The organism is Helicobacter pylori, from assembly GCF_021062735.1.
Taxonomy (GTDB): domain Bacteria; phylum Campylobacterota; class Campylobacteria; order Campylobacterales; family Helicobacteraceae; genus Helicobacter; species Helicobacter pylori_DN.
Map to the genome: position 1 here is coordinate 60,326 of NZ_JAHXLB010000002.1, position 24,758 is coordinate 85,083.

Below are 24,758 nucleotides of genomic sequence, written 5' to 3' on the forward strand. Positions count from 1 at the left end.
TAGCTTTCATACACCCAATCACAGGAATGAATAACGCGAATAACGCCAGCGATGGGATGGTGTAGAGGAAATTCACCACAGGGAGCAAGAACGCCTTGGCCTTTGAGTTATAAAACACAAAAACCCCAATCAAAACCCCAAACACCAGCACGAGAAAACCAGAAAGCACAACGATGATAAAATGCTGCGCGAGTAAGTCTATAAAATAAATAAAGCGATCATGAAATTCTTTTACCAAATATTTTACCATGCTTATTTTTAATACTCCTTAGCAGAAATCCCAAATATCTTTAGTGTTTGGGATGAATGCTACCTAATTCATGGTATCATATCCCCATACATTCGTATCTAGCGCAGGAAGTGTGCAAAGTTACGCCTTTATAAGATATGATGTGTGAGACCTGTAGGGAATGCGTTGGAGTTCAAACTCTGTAAAATCCCTACTATAGGGACACAGAGTGAGAACCAAACTCTCCCTATGGGCAACATCAGCCTAGGAAGCCCAATCGTCTTTAGCGGTTGGGCACTTCACCTTAAAATATCCCGACAGACACTAACGAAAAGCTTTGTTCTTTAAAGTCTGCATGGATATTTCCTACCCCAAAAAAACTTAACCCTTTGCTTAAAATTAAATTTGATTGTGCTAGTGGGTCGGGCTATAGTGCGGAATTAATTAAGTGTTATAAAGAGAGCATAAACTAGAAAAAACAAGTAGCTATAACAAAGATCAAGTTCAAAAAATCATAGAGCTTTTAGAGCAAATCAATCGCTCTCTTAACCAAAGAAAAATCAGAAAAACCATAGGAATTATCACACCTTATAATGCCCAAAAAAGACGCTTGCGATTAGAAGTGGAAAAATGCGGCTTCAAGAATTTTGATGAGCTCAAAATAGACACTGTGGATGCCTTTCAAGGTGAAGAGGCAGATATTATTATTTATTCCACCGTGAAAACTTGTGGTAATCTTTCTTTCTTGCTAGATTCTAAACGCTTGAATGTAGCTATTTCTAGGGCAAAAGAAAATCTCATTTTTGTGGGTAAAAAGTCTTTCTTTGAGAATTTACGAAGCGATGAGAAGAATATCTTTAGCGCTATTTTGCAAGTCTGTAGATAGGTAATCTTTTCCAAAGATAATCATTAGGCATTCTTCGCTTCAAAACGCTTTCATAAATCTCTCTAAAGCGCTTTATAATCAACACAATACCCTTATAGTGTGAGAGATAGCCCTTTTTGGGAATTGAGTTATTTGACCCTAAATTTTTATTAGCGTTACAATTTGAGCCATTCTTTAGCCTGTTTTTCTAGCCAGATCACATCGCCGCTCGCATAAAATTCTACTTTAGGGAATGCGCATGCGTTTTTCTTAAGGGCGTATTTTTGCTGCAAATATTCCACAATAGCGTCGCCCGAATGGATGAGTAGGGGGGGTGTTGAAAGGGCAAAATGCTCCATAAAATAGCCCTCAATTTTTTGAGCGATCAAGGGAAAATGCGTGCAACCTAAAATAACCACTTCAGGTAAAATCTCTAATGGAGTGAAATAATAACGCATGCAAGTCTCTAACAATTCGCCCTCTAAAATACTTTCTTCAATCAAAGGCACAAAAAGAGAAGTGGCTAAATGCGAAATGTTCAAATAGCCTTGTTGTTTTAGGGCGTTGTCATAAGCGTTAGATTGAATCGTTGCTTTTGTCCCTAGCACTAAAATAGGGGCGTTTTTATCTTTTACTTGTTGCTTGATCGCTAAAATGCTTGGCTCAATCACGCCCACAATAGGGATTTTGGAATATTTTTGCATCTCTTCTAAAGCTAGAGCGCTCGCTGTGTTGCATGCCACAATCAATAATTTAATCTGGTGCGGTTTGAAAAAATCCAAAGCCTCTAAGCCAAATTGCTTGATCGTGGTGGGGTCTTTAGTGCCATAAGGCACTCTAGCGCTATCGCCATAATAGATGATTTCATCAAATAGTTGCACTTTTAAAAGGCTTTTTAAAACGCTAAACCCTCCCACACCGCTATCAAAAACGCCTATTTTCATGACACTATTTTTAATTTAATGGGATTAATTAGGGATTTTATTTTTCATTCATTAAATTTAAAAATTCTTCATTGTCCTTAGTTTGTTGCATTTTAGAATACACAAAGCTTAAGGCTTCTATGTCATCCATTTGTTGCATCACATTCCTTAAAACCCACACTTTCGTCAATCGGTCTTTGCCAAGCAAGATATTGTCTTTTCGTGTGCCGGATTTTAAAATATCAAAGGCCGGATAAATACGCCTGTCTGCAATATTTCTCGCTAAAACGATTTCGCTATTCCCGGTGCCTTTAAATTCTTCAAAAATCACCTCATCCATTCTAGATCCCGTTTCAATCAACGCCGTAGCGATAATCGTTAAGCTCCCGCCTTCTTCAATATTCCTTGCGGCTCCAAAAAAGCGCTTGGGCCTGTGCAAGGCGTTCGCATCCACGCCCCCACTTAAAACCTTACCGCTTGAAGGCGTTACAGCGTTATACGCTCTGGCTAAACGGGTGATTGAATCTAATAAAACCACCACATCTTTGCCCATTTCCACTCGCCTTTTAGCCCTTTCTAAGACTAATTCAGCGATTCTTATGTGGTTGTTTGCGGGCAAATCAAAAGTGGAGCTAAAAACTTGACCTTTAACGCTTCGTTGCATATCCGTAACTTCTTCAGGGCGCTCATCCACTAAAAGGATAATCAGCTCCACTTCAGGGTGGTTAGAGGTGATGCCTTGGGCGAGTTCTTTCATCAGCTCCGTTTTCCCAGTCCTTGGCGGCGCAACGATCAAAGCCCTTTGACCTTTCCCCACAGGGCTGAATAAATCTAGCATTCTACCGGTAACTTTAGTGGGTTCGTATTCTAATTTGATTGGTTCATCCGGGAATAGGGGGGTTAGATTGTCAAACAAAGGGCGGTTTTTAATCTCATCTGAAGGCAAATAATTGATGGCTTCTATTTTTAAAAGGGCGTAGTATTTTTCCTGGTCTTTGGGGGATCGCACTTGACCGGTAACAATATCGCCATTCCTTAAAGCAAAACGCCTGATTTGAGAAGGGCTAACATATGTGTCGTTATGCCCGTCTGAAAAACTCCCATCAAACCCCCTTAAAAAGCCATAGCCATCAGGCATGATTTCTAAAATCCCGGTAAAAAGAATGTATCCGCCTTGCGTAACTTGGGTTTTTAAAATTTCAAACATCAAGTCTTGTCGTTTGAATTCTTGGGGGTTTTCCACTTTGAGCTTGTTAGCGATTTCTAAAAGCTTTTCAGTAGGGTAGGTGCGTAAATCTTCAATGTGATAACCGCTCACTGGCGTGTGTGTTTTGACTTTGTGCGGACTTTTATGCGTAGGCACGTTTTCGTTCATTAAATTTCCTTTTAATTAAAAAGAGGTTTCTAGTTTGTTGCAATTAAGATAAAAATACAAAAAGCTAAGGCATTCTTAAAAAATTAGTGTAACCAAAAGATGCTGATAAGTGGCCCATGCCACAGTGTTGGATTTTGTAACGACTATGCTATCATAATTTTTTTAACAAAGCAAATTTTTGTTCTAATTTTAGAGTGTTTTAATTTATTATGACTTATGCTATAATTTTAAGTTTAAATTTAAAAATAAAGGATACTTGATGAAAAAAGGCATTCACCCCGAATATATCCCATGCAAAGTTACTTGCGTAACTAGCGGGAAAGAAATTGAAGTTTTAAGCACCAAACCTGAAATGCGTATTGATATTTCTAGCTTTTGCCACCCTTTCTATACCGGTAGCGATAAAATCGCTGACACTGCAGGGAGAGTAGAGAAATTCAAGCAACGCTACAACTTGAAGTAACTCTTTTAAAAAGCGTGGCTTTTTGTGCTGTATTTTTTGCCCACTCCTATAGGTAATCTCGCTGACATCACGCTACGCACCTTAGAAGTTTTAGAGCGTTGCGAGGTTTTTTTATGCGAGGATACAAGGGTGAGTAAGAGGTTGTTGCACTTGCTCGCACAAAACCCTGTTATTAGCCATTCTTTCCCCAATATCGTTGCTAAAAAAAGGGAGTTTATCGCCTTCCATTCACACAACGATCAGGAATTTTTAAACCAAATAGAGCTTTCTTTTTTTGACAAAGAAATCGCTGTGATGAGCGATGCGGGCATGCCAAGTTTGAGCGATCCAGGCATGAGTTTAGCCGCTTACGCTTTAAAACACAATATCCAATACGATGTTTTGCCCGGGGCTAACGCGCTCACTACGGCGTTTTGTGCGAGCGGGTTTTTAGAAGGGCGGTTTTTTTATGCTGGCTTTTTACCTCATAAGAGTAAGGAAAGGCGCTTAAAAATCGCTAAAATTTTAAACGCTTTAGCGTATTTGGAAGAAAAAACCCCGGTGGTTTTTTATGAAAGCCCGCACCGATTGTTGGAGACTTTAAAGGATTTAAACGATTTGGCTAAAGGCATGCATTTGTTTGCGGCTAAAGAGCTTACCAAACTCCACCAGCAGTATTATTTGGGAGAAATTTCTCAAATCATGACGCAATTACAAAAGAGCAATATCCAAGGGGAGTGGGTTTTAGTGCTTTTGAATGAGAAAAAAATAGAGCCTTGCATGGGGCTATCGGCGTTATTGGAGTTGGATTTGCCTCCTAAAATTAAGGCTAAAATTGAAGCCGCTATGACGCAAAAAAACGCTAAAGAGCTTTATTTCCAGCGTTTGTTAGAAGAAAAAGATCAATAAAAGGGGTTTAGCATGCAAGCAGTAATTTATGGCAAGCAGGTGGTTATGCACCTTCTAAACTCTCATCAAGAAAAATTGCAAGAAATCTATCTTTCTAAAGAAATAGACAAAAAGCTTTTTTTCGCGCTCAAAAAAGCATGCCCTAATATCATCAAAGTGGATAATAAAAAAGCGCAAAGCTTGGCTAAAGGGGGGAATCATCAAGGGGTTTTAGCTAAGGTGGAACTGCCCTTAGCCGCTTCTTTAAAAGAAATTAAAAAAGCTCAAAAACTTTTGGTGCTTTGTGGCATTACGGATGTGGGGAATATTGGAGGTATTTTTAGGAGCGCGTATTGCTTAGGAATGGATGGCGTTATTTTAGATTTTGCTAAAGAATTGGCTTATGAGGGGATTGTGCGATCCAGCTTGGGGCTTATGTATGATTTGCCTTTTAGCGTTATGCCTAACACATTGGATTTAATCAATGAATTGAAAACGAGCGGGTTTTTATGTTTGGGCGCGAGCATGCAAGGCTCTAGCCAAGCAGAAAATCTGTCCTTAAAAAAATGCGCTCTTTTTTTGGGGAGCGAGCATGAGGGGTTGTCTAAAAAAATCCTTGCTAAAATGGACGCTATATTGAGCGTAAAAATGCGAAGAGATTTTGATTCGCTCAATGTGAGCGTGGCAGCAGGGATCTTAATGGATAAAATCAACTAGGTGGTCAATTGAATGGAACAGAATAAAAAAAGTTTAGAAAATTTAGATATTTCTGATGTTCAAAACATTTCTAAAGATATTTCTGGTGCGGCTTTAGAAGAATTATCGCTTAAAAATTTAGATAAAAATTTGCAGATTTTAAAAGAAGTTGGAGTGGCAGAAATTTGCAAGGCGACTAGAATCGCTTCTAAAAATATCCATTCTATCTTGGAAAAACGCTATGAGTCTTTATCAAGGGTGCATGCTAGGGGCTTTATACAAATTTTAGAACGCGAGTATAAAATTGATTTGAGCGCATGGATGAAAGAATTTGACAAAGTGTGTGTTTTTAAAGAGGGCGTGGGAGAAGAGAAAAATCAAGAAACAAACCCTGAAGAAACAGCAAAAAAACCCCTTAAGGTTGAATTGGATTACAGCATCAATCAGGCTAATACTTCATTATCCAAAAAATCTTCCAAATGGAAACCCTTTGTTATCGTTTTAGGGGTGATTGTCATTATTTTGGCGGTCGTTATCATTCAAAACAGCTCTTCTTTAAAAGAAGAAAGAGAGCAAGAAAACGCTATTAAATCCGGCACTAAAAAGAGTTCTTCCAATAAAGCTAATCCTACAGAAGAAAACAAGCCAGAGCCAACGCCTAAACTAGAAGAAAAACCAAAAGAACAAGACAAGCAAGAAAAAGAAGCGATCAAAGAAAATCCTAATACCATTTATATTATCCCTAAAAAAGATGTTTGGGTAGAAGTGATTGATTTAGATGAGAAAAAAAACTCCTTTCAAAAGGTTTTTAAAAAAAATTATTCTTTAGAAACCAAAAACCACCGCCTGTTGTTGCGTTTTGGGCATGGGCATCTTAGCCTTAAAAACAACCATCAAGAACAAGATTATAACGACAGCAAAACTAGGCGGTTTTTATACGAGCCAAATAAAGGCTTAACGCTCATCAACGAGGCCCAATACAAAGAACTCCAGCAATGAAAAACCTTTTTTTAGCTTTTATTGTTGGGGGAACGCTATTAAGTGCTGATGCTTTAAACGATAAGGTTGAGAATTTAATGGGGGAGCGAGCTTATCATACGAACAAGCTTTTTTTAGAGCGTTTGTTTAAAAATCGTAAGGATTTCTATGTAATGGGGCGTTTGGATTCCTTGAAACTGCTCAACACTCTCAAAGAAAACGGGCTTTTGTCTTTTAATTTTGACAAGCCAAGCATGTTGAAAATCACTTTCAAGGCTTCAAGCAATCCCCTAGCGTTTGCCAAAAGCATCAATAATTCTTTAAGCATGATGGGGTATTCGTATGTTTTGCCCATTAAAATGCAAAGCTCTTTGGGCGAGAATGTTTTTTCATACGAGCTTAAAACGGAATATGTTTTAGACCCTAACATTTTGATAGAGACGATGAAAAGGCATGGTTTTGATTTTGTGGATATTAGACGGGTGTCTTTAAAAGAGTGGGAATACGACTTTGTCTTACAAAAGATCAAGCTTCCTAATGCGAGAGTTTTAGTTTTGAGTAGCGATCCTGTGGAGTTTAAGGAAGCGAGCGGGAAATACTGGCTGAGCGTGAATCAAAACGCGTATTTAAAAATAAGCTCTAATAACCCTTTGTGGCAACCCAAAATCATTTTTTATGATGAAAACTTAAAGATCATTCAAATCATTGCCAAAGAAAACAGACAACAAGAAATCGCTCTTAATTTGCTTGATGGCGTGCGTTTTATCCATGTCACTGACGCAAAAAACCCTATCGTTTTAAAAAATGGGATCAGCGTGGTTTTTGATGCGATGCCTTAAGTAGGGGGTAACCCTTATCCAATTTAATTGGAATATGAGAAAATCCGCTTTCAGGCTTAAAAAAAGAGAGCCTTAATAATAGCGATCCACCCAATATTTACCAAAAGAAATCTTTTGTATCACACAACCCACCAATAGATCAGCTCCCGCTTCTATAAAAAAGACAACCCACCAATGAATAAAACCAAACCATACAAAAAATAAATGCGCTGGTAAAGCGCCAAGCAATAGTGAAATGCCGCTCACAATAGAAATTCCAAAGCGGGTTTTAAAGATCTTACTTTTTTTGCCAAACGCCATGTCTGCTACAAATTCCCCACTAAAAGAAATCAAAAACCACCCAATCAAATGTTCAGGCATTAATAACCAAGCAACTGCGCTACTTCTATTAACCGCTGTAATGACAAGAAGTGAGAAAAAATACACGCTTGCAGATGCAAAATGCCTACCCCTATCCCTTAAAGACCAATTCCTAGAAAAGCGGCTTTTGATTTTTTCATGTGTAACCATGGGATTTCTTTCTTTTTTAAAATACCATTAGACCTAACTTTTGTATTGTAAAATAAGAATGCTTTCATTCAATACTCTGATCATGATGATTGTCTTTTTATATTCAAACAAAAGGATAGAGATAGCAGATTGGTAACATAATGATGTTTTTTATATTGTTACACAAACTATGTAAAATATTCGCTTTTTTCTAAAATGATAGCAAGTAGTGAAAAATTTGGCTTTGTTTTTATTGAGCGTTGGTTATAAAAAATATTGCATTTTTTAAGATCGGATAGTAAAGAGCTTGATTTTATTCAAGCGGTATTTTTTTTAAAGCGTTTTTTAGGATGGATTTTAGTTGTAGGGGGGAATGATTTCAAAACACTCCTTATTTCTTTAAGAGAACGGGTTTAAAATAAAGTTTAAATACACAATTTTAAAAGTTAAAGAACCAATTATCAATACTTCATTAACGCAAAGTTTTTTATATATTTAGTTCATGCTCTCCACAAACGAACCAAGCGACATTAATTTTTGATAGCGATTGTCAAGGAAATGAGGGTCTTGTTGGATAGTCCTTAGAGCGTCTAAAAAATACTCTTTGATCGTGTTGGCGGCTGAAAATTTGTCTCTATGAGCCCCTTTGCTAGGCTCTAAAATAATATCATCAATAAGCCCTGCCTCCTTTAAATCTCTGGGCGTGATTTTCATCGCTTTAATAGCCACTTCAGTCTTGCTAGGGTCATCCCAAAGAATCGCCGCGCAACCTTCTGGGGATATAACGCTAAAAATGGAATATTCCATCATAGCTAATTTGTCAGCCACTGCAATCGCTAGTGCACCACCACTGCCCCCTTCACCGATAATTACAGAAATAGTAGGGACTTTTAAGGAAGCGAACTCTTGGAGGTTTTTAGCGATCGCTTCACTCTGGCCTCTTTCCTCTGCGCCAATCCCCGGATACGCCCCAGCTGTATCTACAAGCATTAAAATAGGCAAATTAAACTTCTCAGCAAATTTCGCCATTTTCAAAGCCTTACGATAGCCACAAGGGTTAGGCATGCCGAAATTTCTTAAGAGCTTGTTTTTAGTCCCTCTGCCTTTTTCTTCTCCGATCACCACAACCGGGACATTATCAATTTTCCCTATAAAGCACACGATCGCTTTATCATCGTTATAGTGCCTATCCCCAAAGACTTCATACTTATCTTTTAAGATGAGATCAATGTAATCCATAGCGTAGGGTCTATCAGGGTGTCTTGCTAACTGGAGTTTTTGAAAATCAGTGAGATTGGAGTAAATGCTTTTAACTTCCTTATCCAATCTTTTTTCTAAGATTTCTTTAGCGTCCTCATCGCCTCTAATAAGGGCTAATTCAATTTCATTTTGAATCTCTTTAATATGATTTTCAAAATCTAAATAAATAGCCATTCAAAATCCTAACTTTGTAAAACTAGGCTTTTTTGAAAATCACAACACCATTAGTGCCACCAAAACCAAATGAGTTACTCATCACTGCATCCACTTGCTTTTCTCTGGCCGCATTAGGGATATAATCTAGATCGCATTCTGGGTCAGGCGTTTCTTGATTGATGGTAGGAGGTAAGATCCCTTGATTCATGGCCATGATAGAAATAACGGCTTCTAACGCGCCCGCAGCGCCCAAGCAATGCCCAATCTGCCCTTTAGTGGAGCTGACGGGAGGGACTTTTTCTTTAGAGCCAAACACATTTTTTAGAGCGATGCTTTCATACCAATCGTTATAATGCGTGCTTGTCCCATGAGCGTTCACATAGCCTACTTCCACTTTTGCCATTTCTAAAGCCATTTTCATGGCTCTAAAAGCCCCTTCGCCCTCAGGGGCCGGGGCTGTGATATGGTTAGCATCGCCACTCTCGCCATATCCAGCAAATTCTGCATAAATTTTTGCTCCTCTTTTTTTCGCGCTCTCGTATTCTTCAAGCACCAAAGCCCCAGCGCCTTCTCCCATCACAAAACCATTGCGATCCTTATCAAAAGGTCTTGAAGCTTTTTTAGGCTCATCATTCCTTGTAGAAAGGGCTTTAATGCTCGCAAACCCTCCAATCCCTACAGGACAAATGGTGGATTCCGCTCCCACGACTAGCATTCTGTCAGCCCCATTAAGCAGAATGGTTTTAACCGCTTCAATAATGGCATGAGTGCCTGCTGCACAAGCCGTTACGCTAGAGAGGTTAGGCCCTTTAATGCCAAACTCAATGGAAGTGAAACCACCAATCATATTCACTAACGCAGAAGTGATAAAAAAGGGATTGACTTTTCTAGGGCCTTTTTCAAAACAAAAAATGGAATTCGCTTCAATATTGCCTAACCCGCCAATCCCAGAGCCAGAGCTTACGCCCATGCGATTTGCCAATTCTTCAGGGCATCTATTGTGAGCGTCTAAAATCCCACTATCTTTCATCGCCTCTCTTGTGGCTTTCAAGGCTAATTGAATGAAACGACCCGCCTTTTTAACATCTTTGGGATTCATCACCTCTGTAGGGTCAAAGTCAGTGATTTCTCCAGCAATACGCACAGGAAACGCGCTCGCATCAAAACTTTCTATGTGTTTGATACCGCATTCCCCTTTAGCGATCGCTAAAAAAGAATCTTCTTTATTTAAACCTAGCGAATTGATCATTCCCATTCCAGTTACTACAATCCGACGCACCAATAGCTCCTCATTTCAAAAACTTTCATTCAATAAAACTAGATTTTAGCTAAAGCCAAATTTTTGACTAAAACCTGGAGACAAACGCTCCAAGTTAAAAAGATTAAGCTAGTTTATTATTCTCAATATACTTCACCACATCGCCCACATTGACGATTTTTTCCGCTTGCTCATCAGGAATCTCAATGCCAAACTTTTCTTCTAACGCCATGATCAATTCCACGACATCTAAAGAGTCCGCACCCAAATCCTTCACAAATTCCGCCTCTGGCGTAACTTGTGCCGTATCCACATTCAACTGCTCAGCAATAACTGCCTGAATATCTTCAAATAAAGCCATAATTAAAACTCCCTTGTTTTGTAAAAATTAAATCAACCATTCATTGGAGCGTTTATTTGTGCTCCAAAACATCTAAAATCCTATACAACAAATAAATTACAATGAGAAACAATATTAAGTAAATAATCCCCATTTGATAATAACCTCTTTGTTTTAGAATAACCTCATAATGTTAGCATGATTTTCGCCACTTACAAACTTTTATCGCTAAAAGAATCCTTTGTTTAGGACTACATATAAAGCCCGCCATTGACTTTGAGAGTCTCCCCAGTGATATAACTAGAGTGATCGCTCAAAAGAAACGCTACTGCCTCTGCCACTTCCTTAGCAGACCCTAGCCTACTTAAAGGAATGTTTTTAACATAATCCGCTTTGAGTTCGTCTTTCAAATTGGCGTTCATGTCGGTTTCTATAAAGCCTGGCGTTACAGAGTTGAAACGAATATTCCTTAAAGCTCCCTCATAAGCAAAGGACTTGCTCATCGCAATCATCCCCCCCTTACTCGCTGAGTAGTTTGTCTGCCCCATATTGCCTCTTTCACCAATGATAGAAGCGACATTAACCACGCTCCCAAAACGACTCTTACTCATCACCTTTAAAGCCTCTCGGCAACCTATAAAAGCTGAAGTAAGGTTATTGTCTATGACATGGTGAAAATCTTCTGTTTTCATTTTGATCGCTAATTTATCGCGCACCACACCGGCGTTATTCACCAAGTAAGACAAACTTCCATCGCTTTGGACAATGGTTTGTATCGCTTCAACAAAATCGCTTTCAGAAGTCGCGTCAAATTTAATGACAGCCGCTTTATAGCCTTTTTCTTCAAGCTCATTTTTCAAAGCGTCAGCCACTTCAGCATTACTGCGGTAATTGATCCAAACTTTCAGCCCCATAGAAGCGAGAGTTTTGGCGATTTCGGCCCCAATGCCTTTAGAAGCCCCAGTAATGAGAACATTTTTCCCTGTGAATTGCATGATTATCCTTAATTTTTAAATTTTTCTCAAAGCTTATTATAGTCTTGACTCATAACGCCTTAACATGTAAAGACGCTTTAAGACTTTCTTTTTAGCGCTGATTTTTTGTTTTTTGCGTTTTTCAGTCTTAGACTCAAAGAACCTTCTAGCACGGCATTCTGTTACCACCAGATTGCGATCGGTTTGCTTTTTGAATCTCCTGTAAGCTTCATCAAACGCATCGCCTTCTCTAACCTTAATCCCTGGCATACTGCTATCACCTCTTTTCCATAGCTTAAAATCATTGCTTAACAATGGCTACAAATGAAATAGCATTATATAAGACGAATTAACTGGTTGTCAAGAATTTTCACTTTTTTCTAGCAATTTTGTTAATAAGGTTATAAGGATCAAAGGCGACCGTCATATACACTTGGTAAGATTCTGACCAAGGCAAGCTCTTATCAAAGCCCCCACGCATCGCATTAAGCACGAAGTTGATGCGGACCGATGCGAAGTCGTTTTTCCAATTGTAATAAAAATCAAAACGGTTATACATGTTGGCTTGAAAGAATGGCACGCCACGATAAATAGGCGTGGGGCAATACGAAGGTGTGCAATACATTTCAACATACTGGTATTGGTTATAAAAAGGCATCTCTGGGGTCTTGGCGAAGAAAAATAAATTGTGTATTCCAAAGCCTTTGTATTGAATCTCCACATCCAATTGCCCGCCCACGCTGTTCATAAAAGGCACATTTTTGTGGATTTGCCTTAATCGGCTTGATTCAGAAACCATGCCAAAACTGGCGTTGAGCTTTTCCATAAAGGGGGCGATGTCTAAAAGGCTTGTCCCTATGTAAGCGTTAAAATAGAGGCGATCCATAAGATAAATATTATTGTTGTCAATCGCTTTTTTTTCATTAAACTGCATGCCATCAGCCCCATTCAAAAGGTATTTGTCTTCATTATGGAACAAGACAAAATACCCTCCAATACCCAATAAATCCTTAAAGAAATTATAAGCGACAGAGCCGTTCATTTGAAACCTGTCCATCGCGTTCCCATAAGGGTTTCTCCCGAATTTACAAGTGTTGTAACAATTGCCTCCAAACCAATCTAGCATGAATTCCGCATGCCCATAATAGGGTTTTGAAGGCGAATAATGGTTTTGAAATTGCAATAAAAACCCTCTAGCGTTTGGATCTATAAACCAATAATAAGGGGCAAAAATATTCAAACCATACCTCCCTAAGAGGTTTTTTCTAGGGAAAATCCCTCCATAAAAAGTAAAACGCTTCCCTCTAGCCTTATAATACATAGTAGGCCCCCAACGGTAGGGAAAATTAGTGCTGTAGTTATGGAAATTTTGAAAAAAATACGCCCCTACAGTCAAGCTTTGCTCCACACCTCTTGTATAAAATTGGATCCCAAAATTTGGAGTCAAACGGGTTTTAAGATTGGTGTTAGTATTGACCCAATAAGGCGTTGAGCCTTCATGGTCCATGATAAACATATTGAAACCCAGATTGTATTTAAAAATATTCCAATCAAAAGCGTAAGAATTAACCGCTAACAAACAGACCAAAAAAGAATGTTTTAAAAAGGTGTTTATTGCCATTTGTTATCCCTATGTCATCATTATTTTTGATAAAAAAGCTTATCTTGTAACAAATGGGTATTCTAGCACATCTAAAAATATTTTTCTTTAGATTTAATATAAAATGGCGTTTATTTCATGTTAGAATAGCCGTCATGATATTACTACACACTAACTAAAAAAGGAAATTTTAATGGAATTAGGAAATAAAAATATAAAACCCGGTCGCAAGCGTGTCGCTGTAGATGAGTTGAAACGCAATTTTTCAGTTACTTTTTATCTCTCTAAAGACGAGCATGATGTCTTAAGACGATTAGCTGATGAAGAAGTAGAAAGCGTCAATTCCTTTGTCAAACGCCACATTTTAAAAACAATCATTTACAAAAAAGGCACTAACCAAGATTCTTCTATCAATTATGATTCTTCTAGTAGGCTTTAAGCCTACTTTAAGGTATCAGCTCTTAAGAGCAACACCCGCTAGAGCATTTAGTCTTAATCCCTACTGATGAGCGATCCATCAAGCAAAACCCTTTCCCCTCTAAATAGCGTTTCGCATCAAACCCTGCCACAAACAAGCCTCCAGCAAATAACGCCAAGTCTTTAACCACTAGCCTTCCAGCTCCAGAAAGCCATGGGAAATGCTGATTGACAAACACTTCTGGCGTTGTGAATAAAAAGGATAGAGTCGTGATCGTCATTCCAGCGACAAGCAAGCCCCCAATCACGCCCATTAAAGGCATCCAAAGCCCTAAAAGCACCAAAATGCCTAGGATCATGATCGTAATCCCTAAACCTTCAGCCACTAAATAAGTGCGGTTTTCTTTATGCCATTCTTTGTTTTCAGCGATTTTAGGGTCATCTTGCATTTCTTCTTGCATGGATTGGGATTCAGACATTTTGTGTTGTTTGTATGCAGGTTTTTCAAATTGATACATGAAAGAAAAGAAAGGGGAGTTAGCCACAAAAGGAGCGATCCCTTCGGCTTCATACGGCACAAACTTAAGCCCTCCAATCCAAATAAAAATGATGAAAATAGCTATATGCATCAAATAGCCGCCTAAATTTTGAAGTTTTGTAATCACTTCAAGCAATGATTTTAACGCTTGCATGGTTTTATTCCTTTAGGATATTTTTTATATTGCTAAAAACAGCTCGCAAATGATAGCGCATTATGTTTAATTGCAACAAAATCATTACCATTACAAGAAATAACGATCAAAAACACCCATGCCCAAAACACTCATGCCAATATAACGCACCGCACCTTTATAAAAAATTCCATCATTTTTTAAAGAAAGCTCTAAAGATTCGTTACTTTTAGGGATGAGAGTGGCTTTTTTAGGCATGTTATAAAAAATGTGCGAAGCGATAAAAACCGCCGCCATGCCCGTCCCGCAAGCCAGTGTGAAATCTTCAACCCCTCTTTCATAAGTTTGTAAAAAAATCGTCTCTTTATTCTCTATAAAAGCGATGTTAATATTAGCGTTAAACTCATGCCTTAAAGCCCTTAATTCCAGCGTGTTAAGGGAATTTAACCTCTCTTTATTTTTTACAAATCCCACTAAATGCGGCACTCCTGTATCTATGAGGTAGAAAGTAGGGATATGTTCTAAAACGCTGTCGCTTGAAAAAAATTTTTCGCATCTTAAGGCGGGTATGGTGTCTAGGATTTTGTAGTTACCAAGATTGCTCTCTATAATATTGGGTTCTTCTATGCAAATAGAAATCTCTCTTTTTCCGGCTAAAAAAACATGCTCTTTAGGGGCTATACCATGCTGGTAGGCAAATAACCCCACGCAACGGCTCGCATTCCCGCACATGCCAGCTTTAGAGCCGTCTGAATTGTAAAAATCCCATTCGTAGTCATAATCTTTACTCGGTAAGACGACCACAAGCCCATCAGCCCCAAAACCCTCATGCCTATGGCACACCTGCTTGGCTAAATTTGAAAAATCTTTTTTTTTGAAACTTTGCGTGATTAAAAAATCATTCCCGCTCCCTGAATATTTGTAAAACACCATCTATGATAAGCCTTTTTGATTTTAATTATAAGTTAAAAGAGGTTTTTTATCCTTAAAAGAGCGTTTTTTAGCTAACATTTGATAATTTTTGGTTCAGTTTGATGGGGATAATTTTATGAAAGCTCAGTATTTCTTTTGGATTCTTTTTTTGATTGGTTTTTATTGGATGATCTATCTGTATCAAGATTTTTTAATGGATGCGCTGATTGCTGGGCTTTTGTGCGTGGGGTTTTTTCAAGTGAAAGTTTTTTTAGATAAGCGCTTTTTCAATGTTGTTAGTTCGTTTTTATGCGTTTTGTTTTTAGCGAGCGTTTTGATCGTGCCGTTGTATTTTATTGTTTATAAAAGTTCTAATATCATTTTTGAAATCAATTTTGAAAAATTTTCAGCTCTAATCAAATGGCTTAAAGGGACAATCACTGAAAATTTATCGCATTTTCCTACCATTCATGATGGAGCGAGCAAGTTTTTAGAAAATTTTAGCGCCGCTTCAATCACGGGCTATTTGTTGAAAATAAGCAGCTATGTGGGGAGATACAGCTTGAAACTCATTACAGACGCCTTGTTTATCTTGGGGCTGTTGTTTTTCTTTTTTTACTATGGGGAGAGATTTTATCGTTATTTTTTAGGGGTCTTGCCTCTTGGAATCCATCAAAGCAAAAAGATTTTTGAAGAAGTGGCTGGGATTTTACGCATCGTGCTTTTAACTTCCCTCATCACGGTTATTTTAGAGGGCGTGGCGTTTGGGTTGATGATCGTATGGTTTGGGCATGACGGCTGGTCTTTAGGGATTTTATACGGCCTGGCGTCTTTGGTGCCGGCTGTTGGAGGGGCTTTGATTTGGATCCCTATAGCGATTTATGAGCTTTATCATGGGAATGTGAATGAGGCTATTTTTATCGCTTTGTATTCCATTTTATTGATTAGCGTGTTGATTGATAGCGTGATCAAGCCAATTTTAATCGTCTTCATCAAAAAAAGAATTTTTAAAACCACCCTTAAAATCAATGAAATGTTGATTTTCTTTTCTATGATTGCTGGGATTTCACAATTTGGTTTTTGGGGGATCATTGTGGGGCCTACTATCACGGCGTTTTTTATTGCGTTACTGCGATTGTATGAAAATTACTTTATCCAAAACGATCAAAAAGCATGCAAATGATATAAGCCCTATGGCTCACAACGAAATTTTTAAAAATGATATATAAGAGTGAGTTATAGAAATAACCATTCTTATGAAGAATTTTCAAACACCTCATTCAATGCGAACGCAAATTTAAACCCATATCTTAATAGATACAAATTTTATTTTTTATAGCGGATCAAAGGGTAGGAGCAGTTTTTGCATAAGAGTTCTAACGCTTCGCCCTTTAAAAAATGGGTTTTGATAGCCATAGCTTTTTGGCTGTTTAAAATATCTTTTAGGGGCATATGGTTTAAATCGCCAAGGTTGATATTAGCTTGCGTGTCCATGCAGCACGGCACGACAACGCCATTAGATAAAATAGCGACTTGTTTAATAAGCCCATAACAATAGGGGATTTTTGATTTCTGGTTTAAAGGATTTGGGGCGTTCAAACTCGGCCATTTAAAGGTTTTTTGGATATTCAAAAAACTTTTTTTAAACAAATGGGCGCGGCCTTGCGTTTTTAAACCCTCTAAAGAAACGCATTCAAAGCTTTCTAAAAAAGGCTTGATCAAATTCTGGTGTTTGTCAAGGGTGCTGTCTTGAATGCGTAAATTCAAAAACACTTCGCTATTTTTTTCAAATTTATAGCGGCAAAATTCTAAAATTTTTTGGATATAGCGGTGCTGGTTGAGTTTGTTATGATGGTCTAGCCCTGCGTCTAAAGAAATAGAAATTTGATAGATTACATCTTGTAGGAGTGTTTCAAAATCGTGCAAATACACCCCGCTAGTAACCAAATCCACTTTCAAAGAAAAGCGTCTAGCGGCGCTTAAATAGTGGTTTAAATTTTTGAGTTTGCAAGGATCGCCTAAAACATGCAAGGTGATCATTTGGGTTAAGGGGGCCACTTCTTTACAAACTTTTTCAAATAATTCTAGAGACATCACGCCTCTGATATTTTTGGGGTTAGAGCAAAAACTGCATTGCAACCCGCAAATATCGCTTAATTCTATATAGATTTTTTTAAAAAGTTTCTTGTTGGGTGTCAATTCTTATGAGAAATTAGTAATAAGACAGACTAGACATTGAAGCGAAAATGCAACACATCGCCATCTTGAACGATATAATCCTTACCTTCAATGCGTAACGCTCCCTTTTCTTTCGCTCCGGCTTCGCCCTTATAAGCGATAAAATCATCATAGCTGATGGTTTCAGCTCTGATAAAGCCTTTTTCAAAATCCTTATGGATCACCCCAGCAGCCACAGGTGCACTAGAGCCTTTTTTAATCGTCCATGATCGCACTTCCTTGACTCCAGCGGTAAAATAATTGATCAAGCCTAATTCCTTAAAACTCAAACGAATGGTTTTTTCTAGACCGCTTTCTTCTACGCCCAAACTTTGTAAAAATTCTTTGACTTCATCTCCACTCATAGAAACCATTTCTTCTTCCAATTTAGCGCACAAGGCGACAAACTCGCTATTTTGGGCTTTCGCATGGTTTTTGACTTTTTTGGCATGCTCATTGAGAGCGTTTAAATCTTCTTCGCCCACATTAGCGGCATAGATCATTTTTTTATGAGATAAAAAACGCAATTCCTTGTCCAATTCTAAAAAAGCCTCGCTTGTATTCAAGGGAAAAGTTTTCGCCGGCTTTAATTCTTCTAAATGCGTTTTTAAACTCAAAGCGCATTCTAAAAGATTTTTAGCGTCTTTTGAGCTTTTTAAGGCTTTTTGCAAGCGATCGATCCTTTTGTCTAAAGTGGCAATATCCGCTAAAATCAGCTCCAATTCAATAATCTCTATATCATTCAAAGGGTCAATTTTATCGTTCACATGCGTGATATTGTCATCTTCAAAACAGCGCACCACTTGCAAGATCACTTCGCATTCCTTGATATTGGCTAAAAATTGATTGCCTAAACCCTCCCCCTTGCTCGCTCCCTTAATCAATCCGGCAATATCCACAAATTCCACCACAGAATGCAAAATGCGTTCAGGCTTTACGATTTGAGCCAACGCATCAAGCCGCCTATCAGGCACATTCACGATGGCTTTATTGGGTTCAATGGTGCAAAAAGGGTAGTTCGCACTTTGAGCGTTTTGGGTTTTAGTGAGCGCGTTAAAGGTGCTGGATTTGCCCACATTAGGCAAACCCACAATGCCTACAGACAAGCCCATTTCAAGCCTTTTTCAAAAGCTCTTCCACAAAAGCTGTGCATGCTCTCACGCCGGCCCCACTCGCTCCAAAGCTATTCACATCCCATTCTTTTTCCACATAAGCAGGGCCTGCAATGTCAATGTGTAGCCATTTGTCTTTAAATTCATCTCTAATAAATTCATTTAAAAACAAGCCCGCTGTGATCGCACCGCCATAGCGTGAAGAAGAAATATTGCACACATCAGCGATTTTAGATTCAATCAATTTCTTTAAATGGCGGTTAAAGGGGAGTTTGGCTAATAATTCGCCGGATTCTAACCCTGAAGTTTCAAAGAGGTTTTTTAACTCTTCATTATGTCCCATGATCGCTGAAGTGAATTCGCCTAAGCCCACAACGCATGCCCCAGTAAGAGTCGCAAAATCCACGATCACATCAGGGTTCAAGTCTTGAGCGTAGCTCAAACAATCCGCTAAAACCAAACGCCCCTCAGCGTCGGTATTACGGACCTCTATGCTCTTGCCTTCTTTGGAGATTAAAATATCATCTGGTTTATAAGCGGCTGGGCCTATCATGTTTTCTGTGGCCCCAATAATGCCATGCACTTCAGCTTCCACGCCTAGTTTGGCTAACGCGTTTAAAAGCCCAATCACCGCAGAGCCACCGCCTTTATCCGCTTTCATGGTAACCATGTAATCGGCTGGTTTCAAGCTCAAACCTCCGCAATCATAAGTCAAGCCCTTACCCACTAAAGCGATTTTTTTCTTCGCTTTTTTGGGCTTATAGACTAAATGGATCAAGCGAGGAGGATTGATAGCAAGAGAGGCTTTATTGACCGCTAAAAAGGCGTTCATTTTCTTTTCTTCTAAAAATTTTTCATCATGGACATGGATTTCTAAATGGTTTTCTTTAGCCACTTTTTGCGCCACTTCAGCCATATAAACCGGGGTGGCAATCATAGGGGGGGTATTGACTAGATCCCTAACGATATTCAAGCTTTCTGTCATGATTTCAGCGTATTTTAAAGCCTCTTTAGCGCTCTTTTCTAAAGAATTCGCGCAAGTTTTTTCGCAAGGTTTGTGCAATTCTAAAGCGACAACCGCTTCTTCTAAAACGCTTTCTTTTTTGTTGGATTTAAAAGTGTCGTATTCATACAAGCCTAATTTCAAGCCCAAAAACAACGCTTTTAAGTTTTCTAAAAGCGCGTTATCTTTAGAATGCACTCCGCAAGTATAGACCCCCACTTTAACGCTTTTAAAAGCGAGTTTTTTAAGGGCGCGAACGGCTAAACATGCACTCTCTCTTAATAAATGCACATCGTCTTCTTTAACGCCCGCATACAAGATTTTATTTTCTTGGTCTAAAAATACGCCTTCGCCTTCGTATTTAAAGGTTTCTAGCAATTCTTTATTTTTGACCCAAGCGTGGCTAAAATCCTTATTGATAATAAAAACTAAACCGCATTCAGCTTTTGCGTTTTCAAAAGTGGTTTTTTCTAATTTGATTGTTAACATAAAGTCTCCTTTTTTAATTTCATATCTTTCAAGAATTGTATTGCACTCTAGCGGTTTTTCTTACTATAGTATTGGAAATACCATAGCACTAACGCCAAGAAAGATACTAATAGTAATATTAGCGCATAAGGGTGTTTTTTAAGCCACTCTAACGCATGCAATAACTCTTCTCCCAAATACCACGCTAGAATAATGGTAATGCTCGCCCACACCATCGCGCTAATGAGATTGATGATAGCGAATTTTAAAGCGCTATAGCGCGTGAGGCCTATGCTAATGGGAATGATGGTGCGCATGCCATACATGTAGCGTTGGATAAAAATGATAAACCAGCCGTGTTTTTGCAACAATAAATGGGCTAGGGCTAGTTTTCGGCGTTGTTTTTCTAGCTTTTTTTGGATGTAAGCTTTATTGGTGCGGCCGATGTAAAAATAGATCTGATCCCCCACAAAACCCCCAATCCCTGCGACTAAAATCGCTAACCCTAAATGCATATGACCGGTATAGCTGGCAATCCCTGCTAAAATCAACCCAATTTCGCCTTCTAAAATGCTCCACCCAAATAAAATGAGATATCCCCAAGTCGCTGCATGCTGATTCCATAAGTCAATGATGTATTCTTCCAAAATTCACCCTTATTCTAGCACTCTAACAAACAAAAGGTTTTCACGCGCTCTTCTAAAAGTTGGATACCCGGTAATTCTTTTAACCCTATCAAAAAGCATGCTTCTATGCATTCGGCTTGTAGGGCTTTGATAAGCTCAAGGCTCGCTAAAGCTGTGCCACCAGTGGCTAATAAGTCATCAATTAACACCACCCTTACCCCCTTAATTCCCCTAAAAGCGTCAGAGTGGATTTCTATGCTATCGCTCCCGTATTCTAAACTATAGCTTTGAGACAGGGTGTGTGCAGGGAGCTTGCCCTTTTTTCTCACAGGCACAAAACCCACCCCAAGCGCATAAGCGAGAGCAGAGCCTAAAATAAACCCCCTAGCTTCAATGCCCACGATAAAGTCTATATTGAGAGCGAGATAGCGTTTTTTGAGCGCGTCAATGAGTTTGTTAAAGAGTTTAGGGTAGTTGAGTAGCGTGGTAATATCTTTGAATAAAATCCCTTTTTTAGGGTAGTCTTTCACTTCTCTGATGCTTTGTAAAAGTTCTTCTTTGAGCGTTTCATTCATTTTGATTTCCTTTAATATAACGGATTGGTTGTAGAATTTTGGTTTATTATAGCGTTTTTAAAGGAGAGCTTCTATTTTTTGCTCCAATTCTTTAATGCGATTTTTATATTTATCCGATTCGCCTTTGTATTCAGAGTTTCGTTGTTTAAGGGCTTTTAATTCTGTTTTTAACGAGCTCATTTCTTGGGTAAGAATATCAATATTACCCAAAGCTCTTTGGAGTTGCAATTGGTGTTTTTGGATCAAAATTTCAGCTTCTTGTAAGGTGAGTTTCATGGACGCGTTGGTGCGTTCTTGCCGTTTAGCCACGGTTTTAAAAAAGAAAGTGCGCACACCCATATAAAGGATAAAAACAATAGCGATAGTGATGATAAACCATTGGGTAAACATTCTATTAAAATATCCTTTTAGCGAAACGATGCAATTATACTACATTAGGTTTATGATTTCAGCGATTCATCTAGCTTTTGGATGCGCAACACATGGCGGCCCTGTTCAAATTCTGTAGAGAAAAACGCTTCTAAAATGCTTTCTGTTACGCCAATACCGCTAATCTTTTCGCCCAAGCACAAGACATTAGCGTTATTGTGCAAGCGAGTCATTTTGGCCATGTAAGCATCAAGGCACAAAGCGGCTCTAATACCCTTAAAACGATTAGCGCCCATGCTCATGCCTATCCCTGTAGCGCACACCAAAACACCATAACTTTGCGGGTTTTCTAGGACCTTTTGGCACACTAATTTAGCGTAATCGGGGTAATCCACTCTCATAGTGGGTAAAAAAGCTTGGATCTTAAAATGTTTGTCTTCTAAAAAATGTTGGACAAACTCTGCAAGATGCAACCCTGCATGATCGCTCCCTATAAAAACTTGAGAAGGCTTTAAGGGCTTATTCATAAACTCTCCTTGATAAAAGATTAAGAAAGGAGTAAGGAAAATAAAAATCTTGTGGGCGCATGGATAAAAAACTCCGATAAAGGGGGGATAAACAAAAAGATAAACACTACCAAAAAGCCGTAGCGTTCCATTTTAGAAAACCATTCCAATAGAAACGAACTTTTAAAATGCAACGCTAAAAAGCCTAACGCTTTGGAGCCGTCTAAAGGCGGGATAGGGAGGCTGTTGAAAACGCCCAAGACAAGATTATAGAGAATGCCTTGAATGAGAAAGGTTACTAAAGCGAGCTGATAAAGATTCAATTCATTGATATTTAAAGCGTTGATCCCTAGTTGTTGGAAGCTCAAATGCGTGATGGAAGCGAGCAGAACGGCCAAGGTGAAATTATAAGCCACCCCGGCTAAACTCACCACTACGCATGCCAAAGAGCCTTTTTGAGAGACAATATAGCGCATATCCACCGGCACGGGTTTGGCCCACCCAAACAAAAAGGGGGCTTGAAAAATGAGTAATAAAGCCGGTAAAAGCACCGAACCCATCATGTCTAAATGCCTGATAGGGTTTAAACTCAAACGCCTAGCGTCTTTGGCGCTCCTATCCCCAAATAAAAACGCGCTCAAGCCATGCATGATCTCATGCCCTATGATAGCGATCAAAAGGGCTAAAATCTTCATTAAGGTGGTAATAAAACTTTCTAAAGAGGAATCAAAAAATTGCACAAAAAACCTTAATGCGTTGCGTTTTCTTTTTTAATGATTTTTTCTAAGCCTTCAACGCTTTTAAACATGCGTTCCCAACGCACCAGATAGCGTTTTTTAGGGTTATTTTCTGCATCCATTTCCAGGCTATTTTTTAAACTCAAACTGAAATAAACAAACCAAGGCGAACCCACGATGTTTTTATAAGCCACACTCCCCCAAAAGCGCGAGTCGCTAGAATTGTCTCTGTTATCGCCGATCATGAAAAATTCATCGTCATTGATTTTCTTATAAAACACCTTTTCGCCCTCCATTTGAATGAGTTGCATGCTGATATTAGCTTCTGCACCTTGAGTGGCTAACTGCTCCATTAAATGGAAGGTTTCATTGTCTTTTTGGTAATTAATACCCGGATGCTTATTTTTATAAGGGTTTAAAACAAAAATTTTACCCATAAATTCTTTAGTCATAGCATCTGGGTAATGTTTAGCGATGTAAGTTTTGTCCGTGTCGCTCTCAAAAGGGTGCAAATAAAACCCCTCATTAGTGAATAACACCTCATCGCCCCCAATGGCAAAATTCCTTTTGACATAGTAAGATTTTTTTTCATGGGGAGGGATAAACACCACCACTTCGCCGCGCTTAGGGCGATCCCCCTCTATCAAATGCCCGTTATTTTTAAAATCAGGCATAACAGGAAGCTCAATCCATGGGATTTTGGGAATGGGGATGCCGTAAGAAAACTTTTTGACAAAGAGCATATCGCCCTCATAGAGCGTGCCAACCATAGAGCGAGAGGGAATGATGAAGGCTTGCGCGATAAAAAAGATAACCAACAGCACAATAACAATCGTCCCTACCCAACTGGAGCAAAAAGCATAAACAGAGCGTAAAAATTTCATTAAAATCCCTTCCTTTGTTGTTTTTCAAAAGCGATTAGAGTGTTTTCTAAAAGCGAGACGATCGTCATAGGCCCTACGCCTTTAGGCACAGGAGTGATAAAACCGGCGACTTTTTGCGCGTTGGTAAAATCCACATCGCCCACGATACGCCCATCATTCAAATGATTGATCCCAATATCCACCACTACAGCCCCTTTTTTTAACATGCTCGCTTTAATCAAATCAGGCTTACCCACGCCCACGCAGACAATATCAGCGTTTTGGGTGTAAAAACTAATGTCTTTAGTCAAAATATGGCACACGCTCACGCTAGCCCCGGCGTTTAGCATGAGCATGCTTAAAGGTTTGCCAATGATATTGCTTGCTCCAATAATCGCCACATCCTTGCCCTTGATTTCAATATGATAATGCTTTAAAAGACGCATCACGCCCATAGGGGTAGCTGGCAGAAACGATTCTTTTTGAGTGCAGAGCTTGCCGATATTAAGGGGGTGGAAACCATCCACATCTTTACTGGGGTCAATGGCTTCTAAAACCATTTTAGTGTCAATGTGTCTGGGCAAAGGGAGCTGGACTAAAACGCCTGAAATGCTTTGATCGGTATTATAATCTTTAATCAAGGACAACAATTCGGCTTCAGTGATATTTTCTTGGAGAGTTTTTAAGTCAAAATCCATGCCCACCCTTTGGCATGCTTTGATCTTCATATTGACATAAGTGATACTGGCGGGATCTTTCCCCACTAAAATCACGGCTAGTTTGGGGCGTTTATGCGTTTGCGCGGTTATTATTTGGATTTTATTTTTCAAATCTTTTTCTATATGATAAGCTAGCGCTTGCCCGTCTAATAAAACAACGCCCCTATTTGGCATGCTTATTTGTCCTTTATCCATTAAAATCCTATTATTGTAGCAAAAATCATGCGTTTAATGGAATAAAAACCCAGTTT

General features: G+C 38.9%; 29 protein-coding genes and 2 pseudogenes. 8 read left to right on the forward strand and 23 right to left on the reverse strand.

Annotation, left to right across the window (positions count from 1 at the left end; genetic code table 11):
- Positions 1-13: 13 nt before the first annotated feature.
- Together KX581_RS01585 and KX581_RS01590 are read right to left on the reverse strand one after the other, a co-directional pair.
- Positions 14-265, reverse strand: a pseudogene (locus KX581_RS01585) (ergothioneine transport permease/ergothioneine binding protein EgtU); the annotation flags it as partial.
- A 268-nt stretch (positions 266-533) separates the two neighbouring features.
- Positions 534-638, reverse strand: a pseudogene (locus KX581_RS01590) (RNA-guided endonuclease InsQ/TnpB family protein); the annotation flags it as partial.
- Positions 639-761: 123 nt separating this feature from the next.
- Here KX581_RS01590 and KX581_RS01595 point away from each other — a divergent pair.
- Positions 762-1,115 carry a C-terminal helicase domain-containing protein gene (locus KX581_RS01595; RefSeq protein ID WP_231175457.1) on the forward strand — a complete coding sequence of 118 codons (354 nt, stop codon included), beginning with the start codon at positions 762-764 and terminating at the stop codon, positions 1,113-1,115.
- Between the two features lie 155 nt (positions 1,116-1,270).
- Here the strand turns inward: KX581_RS01595 and murI are convergent, their stop codons facing one another.
- A complete protein-coding gene (murI, locus tag KX581_RS01600; RefSeq protein ID WP_231175396.1) occupies positions 1,271-2,038 on the reverse strand; it encodes a glutamate racemase in 768 nt (255 codons plus the stop codon).
- 37 nt (positions 2,039-2,075) lie between these two features.
- Positions 2,076-3,392 (reverse strand): transcription termination factor Rho, encoded by a 1,317-nt coding sequence (gene rho, locus KX581_RS01605; protein ID WP_001005101.1) that lies wholly within the window; start codon positions 3,390-3,392, stop codon positions 2,076-2,078.
- A 259-nt stretch (positions 3,393-3,651) separates the two neighbouring features.
- On the opposite strand from rho, the gene rpmE reads away from it, so the two are divergent.
- From rpmE to KX581_RS01630, 5 genes are read left to right on the forward strand one after another with little or no spacing between them, the layout of a single operon-like run.
- Entirely contained in the window at positions 3,652-3,855 is a 204-nt protein-coding gene (gene rpmE, locus KX581_RS01610) for a 50S ribosomal protein L31 (RefSeq protein WP_000715278.1), read from the forward strand.
- A gap of 24 nt (positions 3,856-3,879) precedes the next feature.
- Positions 3,880-4,743: a 16S rRNA (cytidine(1402)-2'-O)-methyltransferase gene (rsmI, locus tag KX581_RS01615; protein WP_120871997.1), complete on the forward strand. Its 864-nt coding sequence runs from the start codon at positions 3,880-3,882 to the stop codon at positions 4,741-4,743.
- 12 nt (positions 4,744-4,755) lie between these two features.
- On the forward strand, positions 4,756-5,439 hold the full coding sequence (gene rlmB / locus KX581_RS01620) for a 23S rRNA (guanosine(2251)-2'-O)-methyltransferase RlmB (protein WP_120871999.1): 684 nt from the start codon (positions 4,756-4,758) through the stop codon (positions 5,437-5,439).
- 12 nt (positions 5,440-5,451) lie between these two features.
- The gene (locus tag KX581_RS01625; protein ID WP_180629243.1) at positions 5,452-6,417 is read left to right on the forward strand and encodes a sialidase; all 966 of its coding nucleotides are present in this window, start codon (positions 5,452-5,454) and stop codon (positions 6,415-6,417) included.
- The gene (locus KX581_RS01630; protein ID WP_180510446.1) at positions 6,414-7,235 is read left to right on the forward strand and encodes a hypothetical protein; all 822 of its coding nucleotides are present in this window, start codon (positions 6,414-6,416) and stop codon (positions 7,233-7,235) included. Before KX581_RS01625 ends, KX581_RS01630 begins: the two co-directional genes overlap by 4 nt.
- Positions 7,236-7,307: 72 nt before the next feature.
- Here the strand turns inward: KX581_RS01630 and KX581_RS01635 are convergent, their stop codons facing one another.
- The 7 genes from KX581_RS01635 to KX581_RS01665 all read right to left on the reverse strand — a co-directional run bounded on the left by KX581_RS01635 (position 7,308) and on the right by KX581_RS01665 (position 13,333).
- Complete coding sequence (locus KX581_RS01635; RefSeq protein WP_180510444.1) at positions 7,308-7,745, reverse strand: hypothetical protein; 438 nt, start codon at positions 7,743-7,745, stop codon at positions 7,308-7,310.
- A 474-nt stretch (positions 7,746-8,219) separates the two neighbouring features.
- On the reverse strand, positions 8,220-9,158 hold the full coding sequence (gene accA / locus KX581_RS01640; protein ID WP_001029386.1) for an acetyl-CoA carboxylase carboxyl transferase subunit alpha: 939 nt from the start codon (positions 9,156-9,158) through the stop codon (positions 8,220-8,222).
- A 22-nt stretch (positions 9,159-9,180) separates the two neighbouring features.
- Positions 9,181-10,419, reverse strand: a complete 1,239-nt coding sequence (locus KX581_RS01645) for a beta-ketoacyl-ACP synthase II (protein ID WP_033604981.1) — start codon at positions 10,417-10,419, stop codon at positions 9,181-9,183.
- 103 nt (positions 10,420-10,522) lie between these two features.
- Entirely contained in the window at positions 10,523-10,759 is a 237-nt protein-coding gene (gene acpP / locus KX581_RS01650) for an acyl carrier protein (protein ID WP_120872007.1), read from the reverse strand.
- A 230-nt stretch (positions 10,760-10,989) separates the two neighbouring features.
- Positions 10,990-11,733 carry a 3-oxoacyl-ACP reductase FabG gene (fabG, locus tag KX581_RS01655; RefSeq protein WP_120872009.1) on the reverse strand — a complete coding sequence of 248 codons (744 nt, stop codon included), beginning with the start codon at positions 11,731-11,733 and terminating at the stop codon, positions 10,990-10,992.
- 36 nt (positions 11,734-11,769) lie between these two features.
- Complete coding sequence (gene rpsU, locus KX581_RS01660) at positions 11,770-11,982, reverse strand: 30S ribosomal protein S21 (RefSeq protein WP_001117778.1); 213 nt, start codon at positions 11,980-11,982, stop codon at positions 11,770-11,772.
- 100 nt (positions 11,983-12,082) lie between these two features.
- Positions 12,083-13,333 (reverse strand): hypothetical protein, encoded by a 1,251-nt coding sequence (locus tag KX581_RS01665; protein WP_050824174.1) that lies wholly within the window; start codon positions 13,331-13,333, stop codon positions 12,083-12,085.
- Between the two features lie 172 nt (positions 13,334-13,505).
- On the opposite strand from KX581_RS01665, the gene KX581_RS01670 reads away from it, so the two are divergent.
- Positions 13,506-13,751, forward strand: coding sequence for a ribbon-helix-helix domain-containing protein (locus KX581_RS01670; RefSeq protein ID WP_000418865.1), 246 nt, complete (start codon positions 13,506-13,508; stop codon positions 13,749-13,751).
- 22 nt (positions 13,752-13,773) lie between these two features.
- On the opposite strand, the gene KX581_RS01675 is transcribed toward KX581_RS01670, so the two are convergent.
- Both KX581_RS01675 and dapF read right to left on the reverse strand, forming a co-directional pair.
- Positions 13,774-14,421, reverse strand: coding sequence for a YkgB family protein (locus KX581_RS01675; RefSeq protein ID WP_231175397.1), 648 nt, complete (start codon positions 14,419-14,421; stop codon positions 13,774-13,776).
- A gap of 90 nt (positions 14,422-14,511) precedes the next feature.
- Positions 14,512-15,333, reverse strand: coding sequence for a diaminopimelate epimerase (gene dapF, locus KX581_RS01680; RefSeq protein ID WP_231175398.1), 822 nt, complete (start codon positions 15,331-15,333; stop codon positions 14,512-14,514).
- 115 nt (positions 15,334-15,448) lie between these two features.
- Between dapF and KX581_RS01685 the strand changes: the two genes are divergently transcribed.
- Positions 15,449-16,495, forward strand: a complete 1,047-nt coding sequence (locus KX581_RS01685; RefSeq protein WP_231175399.1) for an AI-2E family transporter — start codon at positions 15,449-15,451, stop codon at positions 16,493-16,495.
- 143 nt (positions 16,496-16,638) lie between these two features.
- Here the strand turns inward: KX581_RS01685 and KX581_RS01690 are convergent, their stop codons facing one another.
- From KX581_RS01690 to folD, 10 genes are read right to left on the reverse strand one after another with little or no spacing between them, the layout of a single operon-like run.
- Positions 16,639-17,511 (reverse strand): radical SAM/SPASM domain-containing protein, encoded by an 873-nt coding sequence (locus tag KX581_RS01690; protein WP_231175400.1) that lies wholly within the window; start codon positions 17,509-17,511, stop codon positions 16,639-16,641.
- A 29-nt stretch (positions 17,512-17,540) separates the two neighbouring features.
- Complete coding sequence (gene ychF / locus KX581_RS01695; RefSeq protein WP_000524599.1) at positions 17,541-18,641, reverse strand: redox-regulated ATPase YchF; 1,101 nt, start codon at positions 18,639-18,641, stop codon at positions 17,541-17,543.
- Between the two features lies 1 nt (position 18,642).
- A complete protein-coding gene (locus KX581_RS01700; RefSeq protein ID WP_231175401.1) occupies positions 18,643-20,133 on the reverse strand; it encodes a leucyl aminopeptidase in 1,491 nt (496 codons plus the stop codon).
- A 47-nt stretch (positions 20,134-20,180) separates the two neighbouring features.
- Positions 20,181-20,759, reverse strand: a complete 579-nt coding sequence (locus KX581_RS01705; protein ID WP_000393402.1) for a DedA family protein — start codon at positions 20,757-20,759, stop codon at positions 20,181-20,183.
- Between the two features lie 14 nt (positions 20,760-20,773).
- Positions 20,774-21,313, reverse strand: a complete 540-nt coding sequence (gene apt / locus KX581_RS01710; RefSeq protein ID WP_001006106.1) for an adenine phosphoribosyltransferase — start codon at positions 21,311-21,313, stop codon at positions 20,774-20,776.
- A 57-nt stretch (positions 21,314-21,370) separates the two neighbouring features.
- Complete coding sequence (locus KX581_RS01715) at positions 21,371-21,703, reverse strand: hypothetical protein (RefSeq protein ID WP_000495089.1); 333 nt, start codon at positions 21,701-21,703, stop codon at positions 21,371-21,373.
- A gap of 50 nt (positions 21,704-21,753) precedes the next feature.
- Entirely contained in the window at positions 21,754-22,209 is a 456-nt protein-coding gene (gene rpiB / locus KX581_RS01720; protein WP_231175402.1) for a ribose 5-phosphate isomerase B, read from the reverse strand.
- Between the two features lie 20 nt (positions 22,210-22,229).
- Positions 22,230-22,928, reverse strand: coding sequence for a site-2 protease family protein (locus tag KX581_RS01725; RefSeq protein WP_231175403.1), 699 nt, complete (start codon positions 22,926-22,928; stop codon positions 22,230-22,232).
- 8 nt (positions 22,929-22,936) lie between these two features.
- Positions 22,937-23,809 (reverse strand): signal peptidase I, encoded by an 873-nt coding sequence (lepB, locus tag KX581_RS01730; protein WP_231175404.1) that lies wholly within the window; start codon positions 23,807-23,809, stop codon positions 22,937-22,939.
- Positions 23,809-24,681, reverse strand: a complete 873-nt coding sequence (gene folD / locus KX581_RS01735) for a bifunctional methylenetetrahydrofolate dehydrogenase/methenyltetrahydrofolate cyclohydrolase FolD (protein ID WP_231175458.1) — start codon at positions 24,679-24,681, stop codon at positions 23,809-23,811. The genes lepB and folD overlap by 1 nt, the downstream gene beginning before the upstream one ends.
- Between the last annotated feature and the right edge of the window lie 77 nt (positions 24,682-24,758).